This window comes from Pseudoalteromonas sp. AWM4_233 (genome assembly GCF_056158285.1).
The window spans coordinates 266,022-291,125 of sequence record NZ_JBSWSZ010000113.1; the positions used below are offsets into that span (position 1 = coordinate 266,022).

A 25,104-nucleotide genomic window follows, 5' to 3' on the forward strand; every position below is an offset into this window, starting at 1 on the left:
AGCTGCGCTAGTCTTGCTTTTCAACTTCTTTGGCATTGCCGTTTAACAATGAGCCGCCTAACATACCTAATAACTGCTGCTTTTCAGTCTCTGATGAGTTACTAAGCTGCTGCATAAGTTTGCTCATGCTAAGGTTTTTCATCGTTTCTGACGACGCGTTCGCACCCGCTAACACCCCTTTTAGGTCATCCATGATGTTTCTGTCACCGTTTAAGTGATCTTTAAACAAAGTTTGAACTGTTTGGCTTTCATCGACTAAGCCATCGATTGATTTACCTACCGTAATGGCTTTCATGAACTGATTGAAGAACTGGCCGTCACCACCCATGATGTTGATATCTGCATTACCCAATGTCTTAGATAAGATCTCAGCTTGGTTCGCTGCAATGTCTTTTTCAATGTCTAGTTTCGCAAGCGTTAGCTCTTTTTGCTGATTCAGCTGTAACGTGAAGCTCTCGTAATCACGGGCGTCTTGGTCCATAGCATTAAGCGCTTGTAGTTTCTCTTCTAGACCTTTCGCTTCTGCTGACATTCTGCGTTCAAGGTTGATTGCTTCTGCTTCACCTTGCTTCTCAACAGCTTCTGCCATGGCAGTTTGTACTTGTGCATCTGCAAGACCAATTTCACGCTTACCTTCAGCTTCTGCTTCAAGCTTCTGACGCATCACGACAGCTTCTGATTCACCAATGTTACGTTTACCTTCTGCCTCGGCAGCTAATTTTTGTTGTAACACTCTTGCGTCTGTTTCACCTTGAATTGCGCTTGCTTCTGCTTTCGCTTTGATAACATCGGCTTCTGCAAGACCAGATGCCGCAATTTCTACTTTTTCAGCTTCGGCTAAAATCTTCTTAGATTCAGCTTTTTGGTTTGCAATGCGAAGCTCAGCTTCTGCCATTTTCTCTTGCTCACGAGCCTTAAATTCAGCCGCTTGCTCTTTGGCTTTAGCAGACTCGATATCTTTCACTAACGCTTCTTCGGCTTCTGCACGAGCTCTAATAACAATCGCTTCTTTCTCACGCTCTGCTGCTGCAAGTACTTGTACATCTTTGATACGCTCTTGCTCTTCAGCCACGTTTTTTTCAACCGCGACGCGATCACGACGTACATCAGCAATTTCTTTTTGCTCAACTTCTAGCGCTTTTTCTTTATTAATACGCAAGATAGAAGTCTCTTTTTCGCGCTCAATCGTCTCAATCTCTCGCGCTCTGGCTACTTTTTCTTCTTCAATCGCTAGTACACGTAAACGGTTTTGCTCAGCAATATCGATTTCACGCTGTTTATTTTGCTCTGCAATTTCTAACTGTTCGTCAGTTTTCAGTTTTGCTTCTTCGGCTTTTAAGCGCTCTTCTTGTTTAACACGCTCAGCTTCTGAGGTTTCACGCGCACGCACGGTTTCAATTTCACGTTGTTGTTTAGCTTGTGCATCTTCTTTTTGGCGTTCAATTTCTAGTGATTTCTCAAGTGCTTCTTGGTTTTGGATCTCGATTTGCGCTTTTTCATCACACTTTAATTGATTGGTTTTAACATTCTGCTCAGCGGTTTTTTCGGTGATACGGCGAATACCTTCTGCATCAAGAATATTATTAGGGTCTAGTTTATTGATTGAGGTTTGCTCAAGATAATCAATAGCAACGTCTTCAAGGGTATAACCCGATAAGTCTTGACCAATGACTTCTTTGATTGAATCACGGAACTCATTACGGTGAGTAAATAGCTCTTCAAAGTTCATCTGTTTACCCACTGTTTTAAGGGCTTCTGAGAATTTAGCTTCGAACAGTTCTTGTAACGTTTCTGGCTGAGAAGCGCGCTCACAACCTACTTGCTTTGCAACACGAAGAATATCGTCTTTGTTTTCGTTGACGCGAATATAGAAGGTAATAGCAATGTCTGCACGAATATTGTCTTTACAGATCAAGCCGCTATTTTCACGACGCTCTAGCACCATGCGCTTGGTTGAAATATCCATCACTTCCATTTTGTGAATAACCGGGTAAACAATACCACCCGTGGTGGTGACATCTGGCTCATTTTTCATTTTATTGATTATAAGCGCATGGCCCTGATCGACCTTACGGTAGAACTTACCAACAATCATAATAACGGCAAAAATAACCGCGATTGCAACGCCGACAACTGTTAAAATCGGTCCTAAATTATTAAGAAATTCCATGTTTTCTTCCTAAGTTGTGTTTTCTTGACCGGTATAAACCCAGTCTATTTTCCCAAGTGTTTAATTTTGTGTTTTAAAAGTGAGTTACCAAGGCTTTTGAACCACGGTGTAAGTGTTAGCGGCATCGTTGTGTTCAATTAACACCGCAATATCACCTAGTGAGAAAGCCTTGTCTTCATCACATCTAATTTCTATTAATTGCTCTGTGCCATTGATTTGAACTTTGCCCTGACCAAAGCTTGTAGTGACTTTGCCTGTAGCTATGACACATTCCAAACCAATAAAATCGCTCTTAGAGGCAGCCTCTTTACTCTGAAAGAACTTACGCAACGGCTTAACTAATATGGCTGTGACAAGCAGTGAGACAAAAAAGCAGCCCAACATCATGGCAATACCCAGCACATAAAACATCACACCATCACCTAATAAATAGGCAAAGAATTTGTGCGCATAGAAGCTACAAAACCAGCTAATCACAATCGCTAAACTTAACGACACGGTCAGTGGTACGCCGCCGAATCCTAATGAGCCTGTATCTGACTCACCTACATCCACATCGACATCACCTTCAAGCATGTCGATATCAGCAAACCCTAGTAAGGCAATTGACCAAAAGCCAATGACTATCAGTAATAAAGTACTGAAAATGGCTGTGGGGAAAGTGAGTGCAATGTTTAAAAATTCCATAAGCTCCCTATATGTTTATTAATTTTCAGAGGCTAGCTTTATTTATTTTGCTCTGTAAATTGGATCAGCAAGTCGGCCACTTGTTGCTTGATTAAGCGCTTTTTACGCGCTTCATCCGGTTCAACAATGCCGAACTGCACTCCGAGTTGATTTAGCTCTTCATCGCTTAAGTTAAAGCTCAAACGTTGTCGGGTCTTTTTTGATTTGACTTCAAGGCCAAGAATTCGGCGGATCATGTCTGAGGGAGTCACCTCGTCGTCGATCGCCTGCTTCTTAATATGTTTTTGCACCTCTGAACTGAGGTCAAAGGCAAGCTGTGTTGCCCTGACCGCGCGCTCCTGCTTTTGCCAAGTATCCTTCTTAATGTTCATGGTATTTAACTATTTTTTTTCGCTTTAATACGGGCGAGAATATCGGCGCTACTATCATTGGTTTCACCAATGCCGGCGGCTTTCATTTTCTGTTCTAATGATTGCGCTTCATCGGCAAGCTCTCTTTCAGCGGCTAATCTATCTTGTCGATCAGCTTGGCGCTGTTTAATTCGTTCAAGAGACTCTTTTGCCGAAGCCATTGAAGAGTCACCCGCAGTCAGTGTATCGCTCACAGCTAACGTTGCTTGCTGAACACTCTCTGTGGTTTTAACAATGCTCAGTTGGCGCTGATTTTCTTGCAGTTGCTTTTCTGCATCTTTTATCTGTTGCTTCAGTGCCGTAATGTGCTGTTGATACTGGCTTAGAGTGGGTGACTGTGCAGCTTTTTCTTCTTCAAATTCGGCTATTTTACCAGCAATTTCTAATGCTAATGGTTCTTCGCCTTTGTCGAGTGCTTGAGAAGCAAACTCTTCATGTTGTGCGATCTTATCTTCTAAGGTCTTAATATGACGTGTTAGCTGCATTTCTTTAGCCATTACTTCTGTTAAGTTACGTTTGGCAGCGGTAATGGCTTCTTTGCCTTCATGGATCTCTTGTTCAAAAATGCGAATGGCATTGGCATCAACAATGCTTTCACCTGCTTCACGAGCGCCACCCTTAACTGCTGTAAATAGTTTTCTTAACATACTCATAATTAACTCTCCTTTTACTCGACAAAGTATTCGCTGACAGCTTCTAATGCATCAATGGCATTACCAGATAAAGTCACTATTTCATGACTTAGCTGCTCAAAAGTGGAATTGGTAGACAAAGCGCCAAAAATGGCGACTTTATTATCTATTTTCGCAAATGCACTGAGTGGCATTGGCACATTTAAACGCAGCAAGGTGTCGTTTAATTCTGCGCGTAATTCAGCTTTGACTTCTTGCTCTTCAAACAAGTAACAAATACACAAAACTTGCTCATCGGTTTGAGTAACAAAAATAGGTAACTCATCGTTGCCATCAACAATGACTTGCAGCACATCTTGACCAGTGCGGTTGATAAAAAATGATTCAAAAGAAGCACCATCGGCTTCTTGTTTAGAAAGTTGCAGGGCGAGTTCATTAAGATCCATGTTCGCGATTCCTTAAATTTCTTTATCCTAAGAAAATAGCAGCAAGGTTTTTATCGATTGCTGCATCCTTGTCTCTCAAATTCGCACAACATGACATATTATGTCAATGCTTTTTTTATGAACAATTGAAGTTTAATTTTTACGCTTTAATGTAAAGTTAAGAATTTTTACTCTAGAACTGACCTAATTATTAGAAACCTATAGTAACCACTTACTTTCGATTGGAATAAACTGACTCGAGCTATTAATCAATGAATTCGCTGTAAGTTGCTCAACCCCAATCGCCCATGTTTCGATGCCGTGTTTAGCGGCAACTTTTTGCATCAATAAATCAAAGTCACCGTCACCCGAAAGCAAGCAAATCACGTCTACATTTTGCGCATACTCCAACACATCTATGGTGATCCCCACATCCCAATCGCCTTTCGCTGAGCCGTCTTTACGCTGAATAAAAGGTTTGAGTTTTACATTAAAGCCAATGTGTTTGAGGGCCTTTTGGAACTTATGTTGTGAGTCGTCGTTTGGGGCTATGGCGTAGGCGTTTGCGAGGGTAATATCGCCTTGCTCAGATAAAAACTGCCAAACTTTTCGGTAATTGAGTTGGCGTGAAAACGCGTCTCGTGTGGTGTAGTAAATGTTTTGTACATCGACAAAAACAGCAATTTTTTTCATTTGGCGCTCAGGGCAATTTAAAACCCCATGCTAACCAAAAACTTGCCTAGATAAAACCACAAGAGGCTCAGTTACCTAAGCCTCAAAGCTATCATGTATTAATCACACATAAAGTAGCGATTTGTAAATGCGCAATCTTTACCATTCCAACATGAAATCACACCCGTACGGCATTCTGCTCGGTTTGTTGGAATACAGTCCGGCGTATCAGAATTGAAGTAACCACCAGCCACATTGGGTGTTGCTGCATTAGCGAGTACTTTTTCAGATGTTAAGTTTTTCAGCTTTTTTTTGTTCAGTTTCATAATAAATATCCTTTTAGTGCCGTTATTGGCAAAAAAAGTGTAATGAAAAAGCACAGATTAAGTAACCCCTTCAGTAAGAACAAGTGATTATAAAATAGGGTAAGTTTAAGTAGTTTAGTGCTATTGAGCATTTAGAATTAATGACTCAATCACACTATGCAGTTTATTAGCTTTCAGCAAAGCTCAGGTTAAGTTAGAGAAAATATCTTCAGAAAGGTTTATAATGCGCCGGTTTTTGTCATCAATTTAGTGTCATTATGAAAGAGCAACATTCACCTTACTGCGCCATCGGCTTATTCAACCCTAAATCACCGACGAATGTTGGCGGTATTATGCGTGCAGCTGGCTGTTATGAGGCCAATGAGGTGTTTTTTTGTGGTAAACGTTACGCCATCGCAGCAAAGCATCAAACCGATACTAAAAATGTCAGTGAGAAAATTCCGCTTACGCAAGTTGAAGACTTAACTCAAGCCGTTAGCAAAGATATTCCCATTGTCTGTGTTGAACTTGTTGAAGGGGCAACGCCACTGCCTTTGTTTGAGCACCCAGAGCAAGCACTCTATATTTTTGGCCCTGAAGATGGCAGTCTACCACAAGAAGTGGTCGATAAAGCCAGTGCCGTCGTTTATATGCCAACCACTGGCTGTATGAACTTAGCCGCCACGGTTAATGTGCTTTTATATGACCGTGCTGCAAAACACACGCAGCAGTTTAATACACAGCAAATTTTAGATTCACGAGATAATAATAATCGATTGAAGTTTAAAGCTTAAATAACAAATATCTACAGAGAGGTTAGGTTGCAATAACACCCCTGACTCTGAGATATCACGGTTGCACCAGATCTAGCAAATTTGCCTTTTTCAATAAATGGCTCAACCAATCCATCCCCCTCTGTGCAAAACATACCGGACGAATATGGGCCGAAATAGTTTAACTTGCCTGCTTTGTCGATCACCGCAACCGCTGGAACTGAGGGAACAAACGCTTTTAGTATGCCCGGCTTATCTAGCGTGACAGTGACATTGTTAAACTGGTGTTTTTCAGCGAGCTTTTCTACCGAATTAATATGACTTTGCGCAACAGTCTGACAAAAGCAATCACTGCGTTGAAAATGGATTACACTGCCAGCAAGTTCTAAATTATCTTTCAATAACGCTTCAACAAATACAGTATCGAAAGATAATGATAGCGCCGACTGATGTAATACATTTTGAGGGTCGAAATATTTGGCTTTGTTACTTGCTGCATATAAGACTGCAAGTAATAAACCCGCAGTCCAAAAAATTAATAGGACTGGCAACCACTTAAACTTCAAATCGACTCATTTCCTGATTTAAGCTATTGATTTGCTGTTGCATACTTGCAAATTTTTGTCCCATTTCGGCAGTAGAGCTTTGCAAGTGCTTTGAATTACTCGCAAGTGACTGAGTTGACTGAGAAATACTGTCAGATACTGTTGTTTGCTCCTCCGCTGCACTCGACACAGACGTCATATTATCGACAATGCTTTGAATACTTTGCACCACGCCTGACATCATACCTGATGCTTCATTAGCTTGCGTCACAGTACCTTGTGCTTGTTCTAAACACTTAGCCATTTGCTCGACTGACAAAGAAGCCTCAGAGGTTAAAGATGCAGTAATATCACTGATCTGTTCGGCATTTTCACGGGTCTTCATAGCAAGCTTTCGTACTTCGTCTGCAACAACCGCGAACCCTCGACCATGTTCACCAGCCCTTGCAGATTCAATCGCCGCATTTAACGCAAGTAAATTTGTTTGATCAGAAATAGATTTAATCGCATTCATAACCTCTTCAATTTGGTTACATTTATTAGCCAGCTCGCTGATTGTGTTTGAGGTATCTGCTAACTCTTGAGTTAAAGCATCTATATTTTGACCCGAGCTGTCGATAATCGCTCTCGTTTTATCTGTATTGATAAAAGCATCATTGGCATTGTCATTTGCACTGGAAACCTGGCCAGATACATTACTACTGGCCACTGTCATTTCTTCTGTAGCCGTAGCTATTAAATTGATTTGATTCGCATTATCTTCACTAGCGCTTTGTGCTTGAGCGGTAAGAACGGCCACTTCCTCTGCCATGTTTGCCACGGAGTCTGATACCTGTTTTGATTGTGTGATCAAACTAGAGAATGAACTGATCAGCTTATTAAAATCAGCCAATTGCTTTGAATCACTAGGCTGGTAGCTAGCTAAATCAAATTTACCATTATTTGCCAAAATGGTTTTAACACTGGACGATAAATCATGTGCTGCAACTGCTTCTCGGTGAGAGTGCTTCGCCACATACATCAACACACCGGCTTCAACAACGGCGAATAAAGCGTGGATCATCAAGATGTAAAACAATAAATGACCCTCTTCGAATATGAAGACATTAGTGCCTTGGATCTGCATCACAAAGAACAAAATATGGTGAACAGCCACAAAACCCACACTCGCCAAAATAACTTTCCAGTCCCGGTAAAAGCTTAAGAATGCCAACATGACAAAGATTTCAAAGTGTAGCTCTGTTAAGCCCATAGTCTGCTGAATATGGAGGGCAGCAAACACCTGAACAGCAACACCAACACTGTATCTTGTGATAGAAGATTGCGGTGCGCTCTTAATGAGAAATAAAGGGAGACTCAGAGTAAACAAGCCAATAACAATGGCCTCAAACCAGGTTTGAGTGAAAAAAGCGATAAAGAGGGAGAGTAAAAACTGCGCAACTAACACGCCAGAGAAAATTCTGTTCGCTTTACTTATCCAAGGGTAACTCATTCCTATCTCCAGCAGGGCTTAGAATATTTTAATTTTATAAGTATAAGCTACGTTTCAAGAAACGCTTTGGATTGAAGTTTTTTCTTTGCTCAAGACTGTTAAGTCAATATATGTTCAAAGTAGTACCTGCAACAGAAAAATTGATGAGAATTTACTCTGTCTAGCACTCTAATCTCCTTACCATATTAGAGATACTGATGAATAAAAAACCTATTTCTGATTGATGGACGGTTAAATGGTTGTTTGATAAACCTCGACCTATGCAAAATTACATAAAAAGCTGACATATCAGAGCATAAACCTTAAAAACCAGTTAGAATTCGTTCCTCTTAAAGGAGCATATAATGAAAACAATACTCTCAACTTTTACCGCTTTAGGCATTTATCTATTTAGTACAGATTGCTTGGCGACAATTAATACGAACAATCTCACACTAAAAAAAATTAATTCACATGAGATAAATCAATACGAAGCAACTTCTTCAAAAACTTTATTAAACGCATCTACGCTCGTTTTATATGGTCGAGATGGGCTAAGCATTTTTGAAGTAACCGATGATGACTTTATCTTAAAGTCTGAATATCCTCATTTGCATTTTGCCTCAGATGCAAGAAATACCGTGGAATATGCGCTCTCTGAAAATGGTAAATCACTTCTGTCGGTTGATTTCTCCGGTAATATCATTGTTTGGCAGATCACTGAAGAATATAAGCTAGTTGAAAAGCAAATCACAGAGTTTAATCCTGATTCATGGAGTACATCGGGTCAGCTAACCAGCTCTGCTTTTTATGCTTACGAAAATAGTGAAAGAACAGTCACCAAATTCACACCTTATTATTGGGACCCTGCAAACTTTTCAATCTCTAAAGGAAACAGTGTCACCATAAATGATGAAGATTTCGACCAAGGTAAACAGCACCATTACCCAGATTTAGGCTTGGTTTTACACATAGCTAAAGATGCCTTAAAGGTGTTTGATTTAAATAACAACTATCAAGAAATGTTTAACGGTTCTTTTGATTTCAGATACCCAGGAAGGATTGCCAGTGCATATGATCCAGTAAACAATGCTCTGCTTATACATAATTACGACACTGTCATTGAGCTGACACTAACAACCGATAACCGTGTGGCTAACCACCGTGAAGTTTCTCGCGAAACTTTCTTGCCAGAAAATTTGTCAGTGCATGGTATCTTCAGCACTGACAATCGTTTGCTTGCGTATAACTATGCACAACTTTTAGAGCTGACTTTAACTGCTGATAATAATTACGCTGCGACCGAAGTATGTGCAGGCTGTGTGCCGAGTAGCCCAAATCTTGATAAAGAAACACTTCGACTTTATTCAAAAAGTACAAGCTTAAAAGTCAATACCATTAATAATGATGGCTCTTTTAGCTCAATAGAAAGACAAAAAGAGCAAGGCAGACTCAAAACCAGCAGTCCTGATTATTACCCAAATCTAGTAATTGGAGACAGCAGTAGCTTAAACTTCAACGGTCGATTTTTCACTTTATCTGCTCTTTCATCTGAGCGTGGACAAACATTCACTAAAGATATCCCACTGACTGATCAGCTTCATAATCAAACTACTTCGTATAAGGGTTTTTATAAATTAGGGAAGCAAGTTTTATTTGTTAAAAATGACTCTTATACATTAATTTCGACGAACGCAGACGAGACTGATTTAGATTTCAAAAAAGGTAAATTAGTACTTGAAAACAGCTCTGAACTTGCAGAGTGGCAGGCTGTTTTTGCATTAACTGACACTCAAGTCGTGTTTGTCTCTGCTGGTGACTATTACTTATTTGAAGCGAGTGAAGAAGGCTTAACATACAAACAAGTATTTGACTTAAATTTAGCTTCGAGCACAATGCTTAACAAACATACAAGTTATATTATTGATGGCATTAATATTTATGCATTTGACAGAGATTTACAAAAATTACATCACTTACTCTTCGATAATGCTAAATTAAGCCTTCATAAAACTATCGACTTACCCATATTTACTAATAGCCTGACTGATTACTATGGAGAAGTTACTTACGTTAATAAGCGTTTTTATTTACCTGCATATTGGGGGTTTGGCAAAATAAGTGAACATGGTATCTACCGTCTTGAAGAGAGTGGGTTCGTTAAAGAAGATATTGCATTACCCCAAGTTCCCAAAATGAAGCCAGCCCAGTTGAGTGACACTCAATCTTTGTGGTTTTTTGATGTTGGAAACTACGACACTTTAGATACTTACCTGCTTGATACTGAAGCTGAAAACATATTTTCACGTGTTGGTGAGTTCAATCTATATGAGGGAAAATATGCACAAAAAAACCATTACTTACACTTTTACTCAAAAGGTACTATGGTTATCACCAATGAGTTGTCACCAACCTCTGAGTCAGTCGAGTTAACTCTAAACCAAGGCAATCCAGCTAGCTGGGATTTAACCACCTACTTTAGCGAACAACAGCGTCAGGACCTTAAGTTTGTCACAACACAAACACTGCCGGGCGTGTCATTATCTGAAAAGGGTTTGTTAGAATTTGATGGTCAGCCTTCAAACTCTCAAAGTCTCATTGTTTCTGTCAGCAATTCACTGGAGCAAAATGCAGAGCTGTCATTGCAACTCACATACAATAGTGCGCCAACAGCGATAAACAATTTAGAGTTTACTGCGAAAACAAATGAAGAGTTAACAATCACATTTGCCGAGCACTTTGTTGATGACAAAGACTTACCGATAATCGTTGAGTTAAATGGTGTTTTAGACAATATGACACTATCAAAAAATACGTTAACCATTACTTTCTCTGAAGCAGGCGAATTTAAATTACCAATCACCACTTATGACATTGAAGGCGCTTCAAGTAAGCATACTTTAATGTTTAAAGTAGAAGAAAAAGAAGATAGCTCTGGTGATTCTGGCTCTGGTGACTCTGGCTCTGGTGACTCTGGCTCTGATAGTAGTAGCACAAACACAGGAAGCGACAATAATAATTCATCGTCTTCCCAAAATGCTGAACAAAAAAGTGAGACCCAAGGGGGAGGCTCAGGTGGTAGCTTGTTCTACTTGCTAGGCTTAATGTTCGGCCTAATTACATTAAGAAATAAACAATCATAGTCAATGGGGCTTCACTGAAGCCCCATTTCTTTTCAGGCGTTAAGCAAACACCGCAACCGTTTGTCGACTTAGTGCCAAAAGCTCCCCATCAGGGTGCCAAATTTTCGCTTCTTCAATCGCATATCCATCAGCACTATTATGTGTCACCGCTTCAAAACCAAACCACTGACTCTGTTCTAATTGCACTGGTTTTAAAAATTCAATATACCAACTCATAGTGCTTGCAGGTGCTGGGCGAGGATACATTTGCAGCATAGTCGGCGGCCATGCATCGCTCAATGCCAGCAATTGCAGCTCATCTTGAAAACCTTCATGCTCAGCAAAACGCATCCAACCACCTAAGTGAGATGTCATAGCGCCCGTAAATGGCATACCACCTTGTTGCAAGCAAATTTCAACATGCTGAAAAAACTCTGGCGTCATATTTGGAATATAAGGAATGCGTTGTTCAGGCTTAGGCGCAACTAATTGATGGGTTTCATCATTGCTCACCAGTAACTCAGACTTACGTGATTCACCAAAACAAAATTGCGCCAGTACACAGGTGCTGCCATCTTGTTCAATACGCGCCAATACTTGAGAGGCGCTTTTACCTTCACGTAACACTTCAACTTTAATATCGAACGGCTGCTCAGCAATCAGCGGACCGATAAAGTTTGTACTAATAGATAAGACACGACGCGTTGGTTTTACAACTTGTTTTACTGCTTGGAAAAGTAGCGCACCAGATACACCACCAAATGCAGTACGACCTTGGCACCAAGAGCTAGGAAGGACAATCCCTGACAGTCCTTGTTCTAATTGCGAGAGGACAGTTTGTAAATTCATAGTAAAAACCTAAAGTGGAATCAGATAAAATGTATGTGTTTTTTATAACACAGATAAACTGGTACGACCACACTGCAGATTTATACTACTTTCTACCTTTTCTGATTTTAAAAATCCCGTAACAAACACTGAAAATTCATTTGCAGCCCAAATACAATTTGAATTAACACAACAATAAGCTAGCTTTTCTATTAATTGCGCAGGCCCTGCCACCGATGTACTCTGGAAAAACCATGGTCAATACGTGAGCTGCGTAGCCCATGCTAAGAATATTGAAGTGAATAACGGATTACTTACTGAGGAGGAAGGAGATGCCCTCACAGAAGCCGCTGGTGAAAGTAATTGCGGCAAACAATCAAAAGGAAAAGGTAAAGGAAAGTAAGACCCTCCATAAGCGACTGATAAAGGGGCATGATGCCCCTTTATTTTTGCATCAAAAATCCTAAAATTCGCAACAAAAGATGCATTTTGCTTCGTACATTCAGATGCCTTTTTTCTAAAAAATCGAAAAGCTATTAAGATCATAAGTTTATAAAATTTGAAAAGTTGGCACCCAACCTGATACACGTGACTTGAGTAAATGAGAGTAAGCTAGATACCAGCACTCATTGGCAAGGCCTCCCCACACAGGTTCACCTCCAATGAGTGCTAATTTCATAATGGTTCACATGCGCACTTGACAGCGATGTCATTTGACATCTAATGTTAAAAATAGGTTAAGCGACCTATTTCAGAAACATGCGATTCAAAGGAACTCAAATGAAAAACCATTCTCTCAAACTGCTTGCTTTGCAAGTTGGTTTAATTGCTTCAGCCAATGCGCTAACTATTGTTGATGATCCAAACAACCCAAACGGTTATTTATTATCTCGAGCAGAAATTAATGCTGCTCGTGATGCTAAAGCCTCAGACCCTATGTATCAGATTTGGGCTAAAGCACTAGAAACACGCGACAACAGCATTGTTGAAGCGATCACGCCTAGCAATGCCAATAATCCTGAAAACGTGAAACGAGTTGAGCGTGTTTTTGGTCAGCAAGAATGGGACTTTTTAACCGGTATGGCTGCCCCTGAATATACTTATACGCGTTTCTTACGTGCCATAGGTAAATTCCCAGCATTTTGTGGTGAATATACAGATGGCCGTGACTCTGATGCCATTTGTAAGAAGTCTATCATCACAGCATTTGCACACTTTGCACAAGAAACTGGTGGACATATTGCCAAAGACAATATTTCTGACAATCCACAGCAGTTAGAAGAGTGGCAACAGGCACTCGTGCATGTACGTGAAATGGGGTGGTCTGAAGGTCAACCTGGTTACACGACAGGGTGTGGGCAAAACGACTGGCAAAACCGTCGTTGGCCATGCGCTGATGGTCAAGGTTATTTTGGCCGAGGAGCAAAACAACTTTCTTATCACTTCAATTACGGTGCTTTCTCTGAAGTCATGTTCAACGGTGATGCAACTGTACTACTAAACAACCCAGGTTTGGTTGCTGATTCTTGGCTCAACTTAGCTTCAGCTATTTGGTTTTTCTTAACACCTCAAGCGCCAAAGCCCGCCATGTTGCATGTTATCGACCGAACTTGGACACCTTCTCAAAAAGAACTCGCTGCCGGTATTGGTTATGGATTTGGCACCACCATAAATGTGATCAATGGGGGCATTGAGTGTGGCGAGCAAAACCGTACTAAAGGTCAGCCAGTAAACCGTATTCGTTACTGGGAAGGTTTATCGAACTATTACAACATCCCAATTGAAGCTGACGAAGAAAATACCTGTTGGCAGCAAACGCCTTTTGGTAGCTTAAACCTAAACGGCTCTGCCGATGTACTTTACACAAACTGGGAAGCTGACTGGACTTATCACTCAGACCGCCCAGGAGGTCAGTCATTCGAGTGTAAATTAGTAGGTTACCAAACTGCTTATTCGGCACTTGTACCAGGCGACTATGAAAAGTGTGTCACGAATTTTTATCAATCTCATGTTAATTGGCCAAATGTAACTGTGGTTGAAAAACTTGACCCTCCTAAAGACAAACCGCCAGTGGGGGGAATTGCGGCATGGGATGCAACAAAAGTTTACCTAAAAGGTGACAAGGTCAGCTTCAATAAAGCAATTTACACCGCGAAATGGTGGACACAAGGCGACCAACCTAAGGCTGATAGCGGACCTTGGGCGCTAGTCAAATAAGCCATACTCTCCCGTATTAATCTATAAGATTACGGGCTGACACTCAATTAAACTACCCGAAAGGTGATTGATATTTATGTTATTAATCACCTTTTTTATTACCTTGTTTTCACCACATTAAAAAATCGACTGCGTAACCACCATCCAATGTAAAATTAAAGTTAAGGGTTTTTTTAACGTTTATTTTACACAACAATTAATATGCGCTACTTTTATTCTCGGTTCCCAAAACCATAAACAAGTAATTGTAAGGATATGATAATGAAAGCACGCCACATCTTGCCGCTGTTAAGTGCGGTTTCACTGTCTGTAGCAGCTCAAGCGCCACTGACAGAAGCACAAATGATGAAATACACATCTCAAGCGCAAAAAACCACAATAGGTAAAGCTGCACAGCTTAACCTGCCGCTTAACAGTCAATTTGCAACTGCAAATACCGTGAACCAAACGGTCATTACGCAAACGGTCTCACACCCAAATGCCAGTTACATTAAGCTGCACTTTAAGAATATCAACTTACAGAATGGCGGCAAACTTGTCGTGCGCTCTGAAGATGGTAGCGAGCGTTATGAATACACTGAGTTCAATATGAGTACCGCAACAAAAGCGCAGGGTGATGATGGCGTTTCATCGTTTTATGCTATGTCAGTCTCAGCAGACAAAGTAATTGTTGAATACACGCCTGGTCAAATTAATAATACCTTCGCTACGCAAAGCCAAATCTCGCTGGCAGATGCTGAAATCGATAGTTACTTCCATGGCACAGAGAATGACTTTGCACAGTCTATTGATACCGATGTTGGCATTGCCTCTACTTGTGGTGCGATGGAACGCCGAGACGTGCAGTGTTGGGCTAATTCAAACCCAACAGAGTTTGAACGCTCTCGACCAGTTGCCCGATTACTTATGAACGGCAGTGGCTTATGTACTGGCTGGCGAGTTGGCAGTGATAACCGCATGTTCACCAATAACCATTGTGTGGAATCTGCATCTGAACTGGCAAATACAGAAGTCTGGTTTAACTATCAACACACAAGCTGTGATGGGAATACGCTAGAGAGTGTTGTTAAAGTCACAGGTAAAGATCTATTAAAAACCGATTACACCCTCGACTATACGTTATTTACCATTAATGATTTCGCAAAAGCGGCACCATTTGGTTATTTTGGGCTAGATGTACGTGATGCAACACAAGGTGAGCGCATTTACATTCCTCAACATGGCTCTGGTAATCCAAAAGAGCTGTCGATTGAATCTGACAGAGATGCTAACGGTCTTTGCTCTGTAAACAATGCAAACGCGAATGGCCGTGGCACAGGTACTGACTTAGGCTACTACTGCGATACGATTGGCGGTTCATCAGGCTCTCCAGTACTTGCTGCAGCAACGAACAATGTTATCGCACTTCACCATTTAGGTGGATGTACTAACAAGGGCGCAAAAATCAGTTTAATTTGGCCTCAGGTTTCGGGTCATTTCAATGGTCAAGTGCCTTCTGGTGATAATGGCACGATTGATCCGCAACCTATCGCAGACTTCGATATTAACTGTAATCTACTGAGCTGTAGTTTTGATGGCAGCCGCTCTACTTCGCCAAATGGTGCAATTACGCAATACGAGTGGCAATACGGTGATGGCTCAGCCAACGGCTTTGGCTCTAGTGTAAGCCACACTTACGCTTCAGCGGGTCAATTCTCTGCAACGCTCACGATCACTGATGAAACTGGCGCAACAGCCAGCAAAACCTATACTCTTGCCGTCGATGATGGTTCGGACCCTAAACTACTTAAAGATGGTGTAGCTAAAGTTGATTTAAGTGGCGCTAGAAACAATGAGCAATTCTTCTACTTTGATGTGCCAGCTGGCATGTCAGGTGCCACCATAGTGATAACAGGTGGTTCAGGTGACGCTGACTTATATGTTCGTAAGGGCAGCGAACCAACTCGAACAACTTATGATTGCCGACCTTATCGCTGGGGTAATGAAGAGACTTGTACTGTGAGCTCTGGTGCAGGTAGATACCACGTTATGCTTAGAGGCTATAGCGCTTATAATGGCGTAAGCATAACGGCTACAGCTAACTAATTTTACCTTTATTAACAACTGCTAGCAAAGGCGACCATGAGGATACATGATCGCCTTTTTTGCAATTTGAACTTTAGTAATAGGTCAGTATAGTGATAACAAAAATTGAGATTGTCATCACAGGCCAGAACCAAATATTGGCTAGGCGTTTGTATATTCGTCCATCTCCGGTTTCTTCTTTCGCTTTGTAATATTGATGTGCTATCAACATAAACAATGAAGATACTAAATAAAGCAAGAAGTAAAAGATTTCAAAATAGACGACCTCATCAATTTGTAAATGCTCTCTAATACTGTAATGGGCAAGTAAAATAGTAAATACAACTGCGGTTATATTGTTACGCAAGTCACCATAAGGTGTGTACTTCATACTCACAACACACGCATATAACAGACACACCATGACCATCACTGGCAAAAGGGTCGTCACAAATGGTCCGATAAATTCACGCTCAATATTAATGTTATAGTTAAGCTCAGGTGCGACATTTTGGTTAAAGAATGTATCAAGACCAAAGTTCGTGTTGTAGCTCTCAAACCGGTACTTGAAATAGCTACTCTTTAATAACCATTCATCAAGCACTATATCGGGAGATACAGCCGGGTTGTCCATCTTTGACAGCTTTTCATACGACTCAAGATCTGGCACTAAAATGACATTGCCACCCATATCGGCTTCATTAAAACTCAGCTCTATGCTCTTATGATCAAACGGGTATTTGCTGTAATCAAACTGCTGCCTTGTTTCTATCGAAAAGCGCCAGCCAACTAACAAACCACCATCTTTTAAATCTTGTCGGTAAGCCTCTTCAACTTTGCTGCTAACGGTGTGATTAAAAGCCAACTTAGGCTCAATAAAGGCTTTCTGAGAAGCGGTTAGCTTTTGCCAAGCATGACCTGTCAAATGCACGTTGTTGGCATTTACAAATTCAAGAGACTCAACATACAAACCCGTTGCCACATATTCAGGCTGCGCAACATGCATTGTTTCCATCCTGTCACTATAACTTGATGAAAACGCCTCTCTTTGCGCTTGTGTTGTGATCACAACATTGTCAGTTTGCTCAAGAGTTTTAAAGCTTCTTGCAAATTCAAGCACCAACGAAGTACTCAAAATCAGCGTTACTGATAAAAGTACATTGTTTTGAGTCCAAGTCAGCTTTCTTACTTTCGTCATCAATAAAATAAGAAAGATAAATGAAGCTGCGCCCCAAGCAATAATATGAATATTATTTTGGCGACGTTCGTCTCTGTCCATGTAAAACATGTCAGAAGACATCCGAGTTATCAATGTCCAATTTGTGTGAGGCACTTTTGTACAAGCAGCATAATGCTCGCTGTTATCAAGTGTTTCACCATTAAAAAACAGGTAATCTAAATCGCTTTCAAAGCACCCTGATATTTTAGAGAGATAAGCAAACTCAGTCTCTGACACTAAGTCTTGTAAGTTTTCCATTTCTCTGACATGGCTAAATACAGGGTGAGAGATTAGGTTTTGTTGCTTAGAAAATAAAATACCATAACCACCTAAACCCAAATCAAGCTCTTTGAGTGAAGCAGTTAAATGATCCAACGATATATCAGAGGGAACCACTCCCACTGGCATTTTCCCTTCTCGTTTGGCATTTTTATATTGATAAAAAGGCACTGAGTAAGTCGTCATCAATACATTGTTTTGCGGCTCATAATAAGGTTCAGTCCAGATAGGACCCTCTTTTAACGGCCTGTGATACCAGCTAAATTCTTTATAAGGCTTGTCATAATCAACCAAGTTATATTTACGCTCGACCCCCGTTAACCTTTCATAATAAGGGCTAAAATAGCGGATATTAGGCTGGTATTGATATGGATGAAAGGTCACATTTAAAGAATAAATATCTTCATTGACGGCAAACTCATCTTCTAACAGCTTTAACACAAATGTTTTATCTGGCGTTGCCGTGACTTCACGGGCAAACCTATCAACACTTGTCATGATTTTTTCTAGTTCACTTCCCACTTCTGCCGCGGCATTTAAAGTCTGTGTTTTGACTTGCTCACGAACACCTTCACTAAAAGACCGTGTCTGCTGGATTTGATAAAAGCTATTTAAGATAAAACCACAAACAGAAATAATTAAAAATAAAGTCAAAAGTGGTTTCGTTAATTGGTTATCCCAGGGATCTTTTACACGCACGCTGTTTTTCCAATCTGTGTTTAAATTTTCAAAAATATTAATTCACTAAACTTCAGGCGATATTGCCCTATCAGAACAAGTCTAATATGGAATTAAGGTAGAAATATGAAGCCGAAGCAATACATATTGTTAACATTTTAACTAAAACAGAGAAATAATTTGAGTTTTGCGCAGATTTTTACCTGAAAGGGTTATAAAGAATAAAAAGCGCATAAAACAAATTGCTTTATGCGCTTTTACTTAACGACTTAATTAATTGGATTTAAAACGTTTAAATTTAGTAGCTAGCTTGAAGCGTCAAACCACTATACGCACTGTAGCCACGAAGCATGATGTAGTAAGTACCACCTGTACCAGAGCTCAAGCTACAGCTCTCATTGTTACCACTACGGTAAGGACGGCAGTCATATGTACCAGTTGTTGGTGCTACTCCTTTACGAACATAAAGGTCTGCATCACCAGAGCCACCTGATGTATTTACATTTAGTGTAACACCTGCAGGTACATCAATTGTGTAAATAATTTCAGAGTTACGTGATCCAGAAACACCGGTTACTGGTACACCATTGTCAAGACAGTTGGCGCCACAGCCACCACCCGATGAAGTTTGTGCTACCAGCGATACACCAGCATACGCACTATAACCACGAACCATTACATGCCACGTACCAGCAGCTGGGTTATTAAAAGTACAGGTTTCTTCATTGCCATTTTTGTAAGGGCGACAGCTATATGATGACTGTGTAGGCTTAGTACCTTGTTGAACATAAAGGTCTGCATCACCCGAACCACCAGACATATTAAATGTCACACCCGACGTATTCGCTGGTACTTCAAATGTGAAGAAGCTTTCAGAGCCATTAGCACCAGAGATACTCACAGCAACACCATCTTCAAGCACTGGATCAGGGTCAACTGGGTCAACCGGACCACCATCACCCGATAAGCTGTAAAGAAGTTCATTTGGCGAACCTGATTTTGCATCACTTACTTTATTTTTCGAACTACGGCTACTTAAAAGTGAATCAATTTGCGCTGGCGTACGCGTACTATCTTCATCAAGGTATAGTGCTGCAACACCTGCGACGTGAGGTGCAGCCATTGATGTACCACTGATGGTATTAGTCGATGTGTTAGAGTTGTACCAAGCAGACTTGATGCTTGAACCCGGCGCGTAAATATCTAAACAACTACCATAGTTAGAGAAGCTTGAACGACTGTCACTGCTCGTTGTTGAACCAACTGTAATTGCATCAGCAGCTCGTGCTGGTGAATAGTTACATGCATTTGAGTTGTCATTACCAGCTGCAACAACAAAGGTTACGCCAGCAGCAACTGCAGAGTTAACAGCATCATCAAGTGCTTGTGAAACACCACCACCTAAACTCATGTTCGCAACAGACGGGCCAGAAGCATTGTTTTTCACCCAATCAACACCTGCAATAACGCCCGAGTTAGTACCTGAACCAGAACACCCAAGTACTTTGATACCAACGATATTCACATTCTTTGCAACACCGTACTGGCTACCGCCAATTGTACCCGCTACGTGAGTACCATGGCCGTTACAGTCTGTTGCATCTGCATCGTTATCGACGAAATCGTAACCATGTGACGCTCGGCCACCAAATTCGTTGTGTGAAATAAGCACACCTGTATCGATAACATAAGCCGTTACACCCGCACCGTCATAATCATAATGATAGTTTGAGTTAAGCGGCAGTGAACGTTGGTCAACACGGTCTAAACCCCAGATTGCATTTCCCTGATCAACATTGGTTGCTGCTAGAGGAGACACACTCACAATCTGATCTTGCTCGATATAGTCAACATCAGGGTTGTTTAGTAAGTCTTGAACTTGGTTTGCAGATGCATTCACAACCACACCATTTAAAGAACCAGCAAACTTGCGTGATACATCTACGTTATAGCTATTTACGAGTTTTTGGCTGGCCTGCTCAGCATAACTTGCTACTGCATCAGCGCTTTGAATATTTAAAACTGAAGGGGTTTTAAATACTACAATGTATTGATTTGGAATGGCTTTGCTTTCAGAAACTTGTTTTAGTTCCGCTTGAGCTAAAGCTTGACCAGATACAATTGCACCGATAGCAAATGCTAGAGTCGATAATTTACGCATAATGATTCCTTTTACTTTGTTGTTTGATTAAAAATCACTCAAACCATAGCGCAAGGAATCTTAAAGATCACATTTTATTTACATTAATTTAAACTTCTTCATCTTTAAATTCGTACCCATAACTTTACATATAAGCATTTTATTCATTAAATTCAGTTGTTTAATTTAATAAATTTGACACAATTAACATTGTTAAATTTTAGTTACACACTTGGCAAAAGTGGCTTCCACCAAAAAGTTTGTACAAATTGCTTATCTGAATTGAAAATTTCTCCAGTTATTGGTGTTCTAATCACAGCATTATGCTTATCCGCCGCTTTTGACACCCTCTCCAATGGTTCGAACCATGCATGAAATGCTAAATCAAACGTGCCATTGTGCACCGGCACCATCACTTTACCTTGTAAATCAAGGTGTGCTTGTAAGCTTTGCTCTGGTGTCATATGAATATCGGCCCAGTCTTTATCATAAGCGCCAGTTTCAATTAAAGTTAAATCAAACGGGCCATACTTATCGCCTATTTTCTTAAAGCCATCAAAGTAGCCAGAATCACCGCTGAAATAGATACTTTCTTTAGCGCTTTTGATCACCCAAGACCCCCACAGGCTTTTATTTCCATCTGATAAAGCACGGCCAGAGAAATGCTTAGTTGGGGTAAAAGCAACCAGTGCATTGTCTGTTTCTAGCTCTTGCCACCAATCAAATGACAAAACTTTTGACGGCTCTACGCCCCAGCGCGATAAATCAGCCTCAACTCCTAATGGCACTAAAAACTGCTTGGTTTTATCGGCCAGCTTCTTAACACTGGCTTTATCTAAATGGTCGTAATGGTTATGAGAGATAAGCACTTTATCTATCTGAGGTAAATCATCAATACTGATAGGTGTCTGTTGAAAACGTTTAGGGCCTAAGAAACTAAATGGCGACGCACGCTCTGAAAATACCGGATCAAGCAACCAAAATTCACCATACACTTTAAGCAATATTGACGAGTGCCCTAGCTTGACCATATGGATTTGCTCATCTGAAAGTGCCAGTAACTGTTCAGTACTCAAGGCTTTCATAGGCAGAGGCTGGTCTGGCACTGCATGTTTTTTCTCTTCAGTGATATAACGACCGATCAACCCTAGCACTTTGCCAAAGCCATTCGCTTCCATCGTGTCGTCGTTATGAAATTTACCATTATGATAATGGCTCGACCCTTGCGACAAAGTTGAATCTTGTGTTGCTAATTGATTATTCACTGAACATGCTCCCACTGTTAAAGCAATAAAACCTACACCTAACCATTTACTGATTTTCATAATGCACCAAACAAAAGTAAACTACACGGTGTAGTTTTTCACTAAAAACATAAAAAGTAAACTACTGAGTACAACTTTTTTAATTTGGATTTAGAATATGGCGATTATCGAGAGGAAAATTATGAAGTTATCTGATCAAAAGAAATTGCACATTTTAACTGCCGCAGAGCAATTGTTTTATGAACAAGGCGTCGATGCCACCAGCATGGACGACATAGCCAAACTTGCCAAAGTATCAAAACGCACAGTTTATAATCATTTCGATACTAAAGATCAGCTGTTTCACGCCATTTTATTCAAAATGAAAGACGAATTAATGGCGACCGAAGCTGTGGTATTTGACCAGAGCAAACCCTTACATGCGCAATTGCAAGCAATTGCAGAGCAAGAAGTACAGCTACTGACTTCAGACAATTTTTTACGCATAGCAAAAATCGCCTTTATGCAGATGCTAAAAGATCCAGAATTAGCCTCACAACTTGGTAGTAATAAAGTGGGCTGCATGACGTTTATCGAGGCCTTCTTAAAAAATGCCGTCGATGACAACGCATTAGACATAGAAGACATTGAATTTGCAGCAAAACAGTTTCTTTTTCAGCTAAAGTCGTTTATTTTTTATCCTCACTTGTATGGGTTCGAAAAACCAACCCCTGAACAGCAAAAGCATATTATTGAGCAAACAATTGCTATGTTTTTAGCACGATATACAAAAACTAGAGGCTAATATGATAAGAGCAATGACACGTGGAGATTTTTCAGCATTTTGGCCGACTTTTCAGAGTATTATTCAAGCACAAGAGACTTATGCCTTTGACCCAGATATGAACGAGTCGAGCGCATATTCACTATGGTGTGAAACGCCGCTAAAGTCTTTCGTTTACGAAGAGCAAGGGCAAGTACTAGCGAGTTATTATTTAAAAGCCAATGCCATGGGTCCAAGCTCACACATTTGTAACTGCGGTTATATGGTCTCGCCTCTCGCAGCGGGAAAAGGCATTGCCAGACAACTTTGTGAGCATTCTCAAAACACCGCCAGAGCACTGGGTTTTAAGGCCATGCAATTTAATTCGGTGGTCTCGAGTAATACCGTTGCCGTATCGCTTTGGCAAAAGCTCGGCTATGAAATTATTGGCACAATACCAAAAGCCTATAATCATCCGAAGTTAGGTTATGTTGATAGCCTCATTATGTATAAATGGCTCAGTGATGAATAACCCGTATAACACCTTTAAACAATAAACTTATTCAACAAGCTTTGCTGTGACTTCACATCACCAAGTAGTTGTTCATTTGCGGTGATCTGTTCGTGCGCAAAACTGTCTACTTGTTGGCTGATATCGCGAATACTAATGGTATTTTTGTTAATGTCTTCAATCACCACACTTTGCTCTTCAATGGCTGCTGCAATTTGAATATTACGATCCATTATTTCTTTCACTTCGTTCGATATGATCTCTAAAGAATCACTGGCAATTTGTGTATGTTCAACACAGCGATTTGCCTTATCTTTGCTCTCATCCATAGAAGTTTGCACTTGCGAAGAATAGTGCTGAATTTGCTCTATCATAGATTTAATTTCAGTGGTCGACTCTTGCGTTCTTGAAGCCAGTGTTCGAACTTCATCGGCTACGACCGCAAAACCGCGGCCTTGCTCTCCTGCTCGTGCGGCTTCAATTGCCGCATTAAGTGCTAACAGGTTAGTTTGCTCTGCAATACCGTTGATCACAGATAGAATTTGTTCAATATTATTGCTGTAAGAGGCCAGTTCACTACTGAGCTGTTGAGCTGAACTAATAGACGCCGACAACTCCACAATATCTTGAGTGGTTTTCGCAAATACCTGTTTATTTTCATCTGCAGTCTTGTTAACTGCCGTCACTGAAGCCGCCGCATCTTGAGCGCTAGCAGCAATATCTGACGATGTAGTACTCATTTCATTCATTGCTGTGGCTAAATTATCTATCGACAAGTATTGCTGATTGAGAGACTCAGATGACTGCATTGACAACTGCGAAGCATGATTGCTTTCGGAAGTGATATTCTCAGCTTTGTGCTTAATGTCTGACACCAACTGTTGCAAGTAAGATAAAAACTGATTGAAGTTATTAGCCACAACACCACATTCATCTTCACTTTGCACATTTAAACGACGAGTCAAATCACCACCACCACTGGCAATTTGACCAATTGCACTTTCTAACGTATCAAGCGGACTCAACAGATGTTTGGCAAGTTTTCTTAATAAAAACACACACAGCGCAATGCTGAACACCGCAAAAATAAATGTGCGACTGGTAAAAGTAGACAAAGAATCATAAACCAGTGACTTATCAAGTAGCACAGCCAAATACCAATCAACCCCTGCACTGTCATCAAGCGGAAAAAAATAAGCCAGCTTATCTTCGCCTTGATGACTCAACTCTAAAATTTCGCCTTGCCTATTTGGACCCAGTTCGTACACTGCTTGGCTAGACTTACCATTTAAACTGGCATTAGGGTGGGTAATAATCGTGCCTTTCCCGTCAACAATAAACGCAAAGCCGGTATTGTTGAAATTAATCGTATTCACACTATCTGCGATTGTTTGCAAAGATAAATCGCCGCCTATTGCTCCTTTAAAGCCTCCGCTATTTACTGAAGTAACAATAGAAACTAAAAGCTCTTTCGTAGCTGCATCAACATAAGGCGGTGTAAACACTACGCCTTGACTGTTTTTAGCTTGTTGATACCAAGCGCGCTCGCGAAAGTCGATCTCTGGTGGGTTTACACGATTTTTGTTATTGGAGCGAAGTCCCCGCTCGTCTGCCAAGGTGCCAAACACCAGCAAGAATTCATTTCTAAGCGCATTATTTTCGAGGGATTTCTGAAAGTTACTTTTTGAAAAATCAGCTTCAAGCTGGTGTTTTAGAATACGAATTTGCGATGCTTTCCCGGCCATCCAATTACTGATGCTGCTACTGAGTAAAGCGGTATTATCGACTACATAGGCTTGTGTTTTTTGCTTTAAGCTATTTTCAACCAAAATATATGTTGATAGCGCCAGAAGCGAAATCACCACAAAAACAACAACCCCAGATACCACCGAAAACTTAGATCTAATCTTCATTTCTCAGCCTTATTCGAATTCAGCAAGAAAGCCGTT

The 25,104-nt window shown here is 40.7% G+C and carries 22 protein-coding genes; 7 read left to right on the forward strand and 15 right to left on the reverse strand.

The window, feature by feature from the left end; genetic code table 11:
- Positions 1-7 precede the first annotated feature (7 nt).
- The 7 genes from ACXAC4_RS22720 to ACXAC4_RS22750 all read right to left on the reverse strand — a co-directional run bounded on the left by ACXAC4_RS22720 (position 8) and on the right by ACXAC4_RS22750 (position 5,322).
- Positions 8-2,170, reverse strand: coding sequence for a flotillin family protein (locus ACXAC4_RS22720; RefSeq protein ID WP_475165807.1), 2,163 nt, complete (start codon positions 2,168-2,170; stop codon positions 8-10).
- Between the two features lie 84 nt (positions 2,171-2,254).
- Positions 2,255-2,857, reverse strand: coding sequence for a DUF1449 domain-containing protein (locus ACXAC4_RS22725; RefSeq protein WP_475165810.1), 603 nt, complete (start codon positions 2,855-2,857; stop codon positions 2,255-2,257).
- A gap of 38 nt (positions 2,858-2,895) precedes the next feature.
- Positions 2,896-3,228, reverse strand: coding sequence for a hypothetical protein (locus ACXAC4_RS22730; protein ID WP_475165814.1), 333 nt, complete (start codon positions 3,226-3,228; stop codon positions 2,896-2,898).
- Between the two features lie 5 nt (positions 3,229-3,233).
- Entirely contained in the window at positions 3,234-3,920 is a 687-nt protein-coding gene (locus tag ACXAC4_RS22735; protein ID WP_130255954.1) for a PspA/IM30 family protein, read from the reverse strand.
- A gap of 14 nt (positions 3,921-3,934) precedes the next feature.
- A complete protein-coding gene (locus ACXAC4_RS22740) occupies positions 3,935-4,345 on the reverse strand; it encodes a YjfI family protein (protein ID WP_130255955.1) in 411 nt (136 codons plus the stop codon).
- Between the two features lie 198 nt (positions 4,346-4,543).
- Positions 4,544-5,017, reverse strand: a complete 474-nt coding sequence (locus ACXAC4_RS22745) for an NYN domain-containing protein (RefSeq protein WP_475165818.1) — start codon at positions 5,015-5,017, stop codon at positions 4,544-4,546.
- 98 nt (positions 5,018-5,115) lie between these two features.
- Complete coding sequence (locus tag ACXAC4_RS22750) at positions 5,116-5,322, reverse strand: hypothetical protein (protein ID WP_349286896.1); 207 nt, start codon at positions 5,320-5,322, stop codon at positions 5,116-5,118.
- 257 nt (positions 5,323-5,579) lie between these two features.
- Between ACXAC4_RS22750 and ACXAC4_RS22755 the strand changes: the two genes are divergently transcribed.
- A complete protein-coding gene (locus ACXAC4_RS22755) occupies positions 5,580-6,095 on the forward strand; it encodes an RNA methyltransferase (RefSeq protein WP_475165823.1) in 516 nt (171 codons plus the stop codon).
- 11 nt (positions 6,096-6,106) lie between these two features.
- Here the strand turns inward: ACXAC4_RS22755 and ACXAC4_RS22760 are convergent, their stop codons facing one another.
- Both ACXAC4_RS22760 and ACXAC4_RS22765 read right to left on the reverse strand, forming a co-directional pair.
- Positions 6,107-6,640, reverse strand: coding sequence for a DUF6436 domain-containing protein (locus ACXAC4_RS22760; protein ID WP_475165827.1), 534 nt, complete (start codon positions 6,638-6,640; stop codon positions 6,107-6,109).
- The gene (locus ACXAC4_RS22765) at positions 6,630-8,111 is read right to left on the reverse strand and encodes a methyl-accepting chemotaxis protein (RefSeq protein ID WP_475165830.1); all 1,482 of its coding nucleotides are present in this window, start codon (positions 8,109-8,111) and stop codon (positions 6,630-6,632) included. Before ACXAC4_RS22765 ends, ACXAC4_RS22760 begins: the two co-directional genes overlap by 11 nt.
- 344 nt (positions 8,112-8,455) lie before the next feature.
- Between ACXAC4_RS22765 and ACXAC4_RS22770 the strand changes: the two genes are divergently transcribed.
- Positions 8,456-11,233 (forward strand): hypothetical protein, encoded by a 2,778-nt coding sequence (locus ACXAC4_RS22770; RefSeq protein ID WP_475165834.1) that lies wholly within the window; start codon positions 8,456-8,458, stop codon positions 11,231-11,233.
- A 39-nt stretch (positions 11,234-11,272) separates the two neighbouring features.
- On the opposite strand, the gene ACXAC4_RS22775 is transcribed toward ACXAC4_RS22770, so the two are convergent.
- On the reverse strand, positions 11,273-12,061 hold the full coding sequence (locus tag ACXAC4_RS22775) for a thioesterase family protein (protein WP_421965565.1): 789 nt from the start codon (positions 12,059-12,061) through the stop codon (positions 11,273-11,275).
- Between the two features lie 244 nt (positions 12,062-12,305).
- On the opposite strand from ACXAC4_RS22775, the gene ACXAC4_RS22780 reads away from it, so the two are divergent.
- A complete protein-coding gene (locus tag ACXAC4_RS22780) occupies positions 12,306-12,443 on the forward strand; it encodes a hypothetical protein (RefSeq protein ID WP_421965564.1) in 138 nt (45 codons plus the stop codon).
- 147 nt (positions 12,444-12,590) lie between these two features.
- Here ACXAC4_RS22780 and ACXAC4_RS22785 read toward each other — a convergent pair whose 3' ends face one another.
- On the reverse strand, positions 12,591-12,719 hold the full coding sequence (locus ACXAC4_RS22785; protein WP_475165843.1) for a hypothetical protein: 129 nt from the start codon (positions 12,717-12,719) through the stop codon (positions 12,591-12,593).
- 101 nt (positions 12,720-12,820) lie between these two features.
- On the opposite strand from ACXAC4_RS22785, the gene ACXAC4_RS22790 reads away from it, so the two are divergent.
- Together ACXAC4_RS22790 and ACXAC4_RS22795 are read left to right on the forward strand one after the other, a co-directional pair.
- Entirely contained in the window at positions 12,821-14,257 is a 1,437-nt protein-coding gene (locus ACXAC4_RS22790) for a chitinase (protein WP_475165845.1), read from the forward strand.
- Between the two features lie 261 nt (positions 14,258-14,518).
- Entirely contained in the window at positions 14,519-16,342 is a 1,824-nt protein-coding gene (locus ACXAC4_RS22795) for a PKD domain-containing protein (RefSeq protein ID WP_475165846.1), read from the forward strand.
- Between the two features lie 73 nt (positions 16,343-16,415).
- Here the strand turns inward: ACXAC4_RS22795 and ACXAC4_RS22800 are convergent, their stop codons facing one another.
- The 3 genes from ACXAC4_RS22800 to ACXAC4_RS22810 form a co-directional block, all read right to left on the reverse strand.
- The gene (locus ACXAC4_RS22800) at positions 16,416-18,518 is read right to left on the reverse strand and encodes a PDC sensor domain-containing protein (RefSeq protein WP_475165848.1); all 2,103 of its coding nucleotides are present in this window, start codon (positions 18,516-18,518) and stop codon (positions 16,416-16,418) included.
- Between the two features lie 277 nt (positions 18,519-18,795).
- Positions 18,796-20,658, reverse strand: coding sequence for a S8 family peptidase (locus tag ACXAC4_RS22805; RefSeq protein WP_475165850.1), 1,863 nt, complete (start codon positions 20,656-20,658; stop codon positions 18,796-18,798).
- A gap of 203 nt (positions 20,659-20,861) precedes the next feature.
- Complete coding sequence (locus ACXAC4_RS22810) at positions 20,862-21,962, reverse strand: MBL fold metallo-hydrolase (RefSeq protein WP_475165852.1); 1,101 nt, start codon at positions 21,960-21,962, stop codon at positions 20,862-20,864.
- 121 nt (positions 21,963-22,083) lie between these two features.
- Here ACXAC4_RS22810 and ACXAC4_RS22815 point away from each other — a divergent pair, with 121 nt between their 5' ends.
- Both ACXAC4_RS22815 and ACXAC4_RS22820 read left to right on the forward strand, forming a co-directional pair.
- A complete protein-coding gene (locus tag ACXAC4_RS22815; protein ID WP_475165854.1) occupies positions 22,084-22,686 on the forward strand; it encodes a TetR/AcrR family transcriptional regulator in 603 nt (200 codons plus the stop codon).
- Between the two features lies 1 nt (position 22,687).
- A complete protein-coding gene (locus ACXAC4_RS22820; protein ID WP_475165858.1) occupies positions 22,688-23,176 on the forward strand; it encodes an N-acetyltransferase family protein in 489 nt (162 codons plus the stop codon).
- Positions 23,177-23,190: 14 nt separating this feature from the next.
- Here ACXAC4_RS22820 and ACXAC4_RS22825 read toward each other — a convergent pair whose 3' ends face one another.
- Positions 23,191-25,068 carry a methyl-accepting chemotaxis protein gene (locus tag ACXAC4_RS22825; RefSeq protein ID WP_475165860.1) on the reverse strand — a complete coding sequence of 626 codons (1,878 nt, stop codon included), beginning with the start codon at positions 25,066-25,068 and terminating at the stop codon, positions 23,191-23,193.
- Positions 25,069-25,104 lie beyond the last annotated feature (36 nt).

Bases quoted from the DNA above. Each gene is read 5' to 3' on its own strand.
- ACXAC4_RS22720 (WP_475165807.1), bottom strand. From the start codon at position 2,170: ATGGAATTTCTTAATAATTTAGGACCGATTTTAACAGTTGTCGGCGTT.
- ACXAC4_RS22725 (WP_475165810.1), bottom strand. From the start codon at position 2,857: ATGGAATTTTTAAACATTGCACTCACTTTCCCCACAGCCATTTTCAGT.
- ACXAC4_RS22730 (WP_475165814.1), bottom strand. From the start codon at position 3,228: ATGAACATTAAGAAGGATACTTGGCAAAAGCAGGAGCGCGCGGTCAGG.
- ACXAC4_RS22735 (WP_130255954.1), bottom strand. From the start codon at position 3,920: ATGAGTATGTTAAGAAAACTATTTACAGCAGTTAAGGGTGGCGCTCGT.
- ACXAC4_RS22740 (WP_130255955.1), bottom strand. From the start codon at position 4,345: ATGGATCTTAATGAACTCGCCCTGCAACTTTCTAAACAAGAAGCCGAT.
- ACXAC4_RS22745 (WP_475165818.1), bottom strand. From the start codon at position 5,017: ATGAAAAAAATTGCTGTTTTTGTCGATGTACAAAACATTTACTACACC.
- ACXAC4_RS22750 (WP_349286896.1), bottom strand. From the start codon at position 5,322: ATGAAACTGAACAAAAAAAAGCTGAAAAACTTAACATCTGAAAAAGTA.
- ACXAC4_RS22755 (WP_475165823.1), top strand. From the start codon at position 5,580: ATGAAAGAGCAACATTCACCTTACTGCGCCATCGGCTTATTCAACCCT.
- ACXAC4_RS22765 (WP_475165830.1), bottom strand. From the start codon at position 8,111: ATGAGTTACCCTTGGATAAGTAAAGCGAACAGAATTTTCTCTGGCGTG.
- ACXAC4_RS22770 (WP_475165834.1), top strand. From the start codon at position 8,456: ATGAAAACAATACTCTCAACTTTTACCGCTTTAGGCATTTATCTATTT.
- ACXAC4_RS22775 (WP_421965565.1), bottom strand. From the start codon at position 12,061: ATGAATTTACAAACTGTCCTCTCGCAATTAGAACAAGGACTGTCAGGG.
- ACXAC4_RS22785 (WP_475165843.1), bottom strand. From the start codon at position 12,719: ATGAAATTAGCACTCATTGGAGGTGAACCTGTGTGGGGAGGCCTTGCC.
- ACXAC4_RS22790 (WP_475165845.1), top strand. From the start codon at position 12,821: ATGAAAAACCATTCTCTCAAACTGCTTGCTTTGCAAGTTGGTTTAATT.
- ACXAC4_RS22795 (WP_475165846.1), top strand. From the start codon at position 14,519: ATGAAAGCACGCCACATCTTGCCGCTGTTAAGTGCGGTTTCACTGTCT.
- ACXAC4_RS22805 (WP_475165850.1), bottom strand. From the start codon at position 20,658: ATGCGTAAATTATCGACTCTAGCATTTGCTATCGGTGCAATTGTATCT.
- ACXAC4_RS22810 (WP_475165852.1), bottom strand. From the start codon at position 21,962: ATGAAAATCAGTAAATGGTTAGGTGTAGGTTTTATTGCTTTAACAGTG.
- ACXAC4_RS22815 (WP_475165854.1), top strand. From the start codon at position 22,084: ATGAAGTTATCTGATCAAAAGAAATTGCACATTTTAACTGCCGCAGAG.
- ACXAC4_RS22820 (WP_475165858.1), top strand. From the start codon at position 22,688: ATGATAAGAGCAATGACACGTGGAGATTTTTCAGCATTTTGGCCGACT.
- ACXAC4_RS22825 (WP_475165860.1), bottom strand. From the start codon at position 25,068: ATGAAGATTAGATCTAAGTTTTCGGTGGTATCTGGGGTTGTTGTTTTT.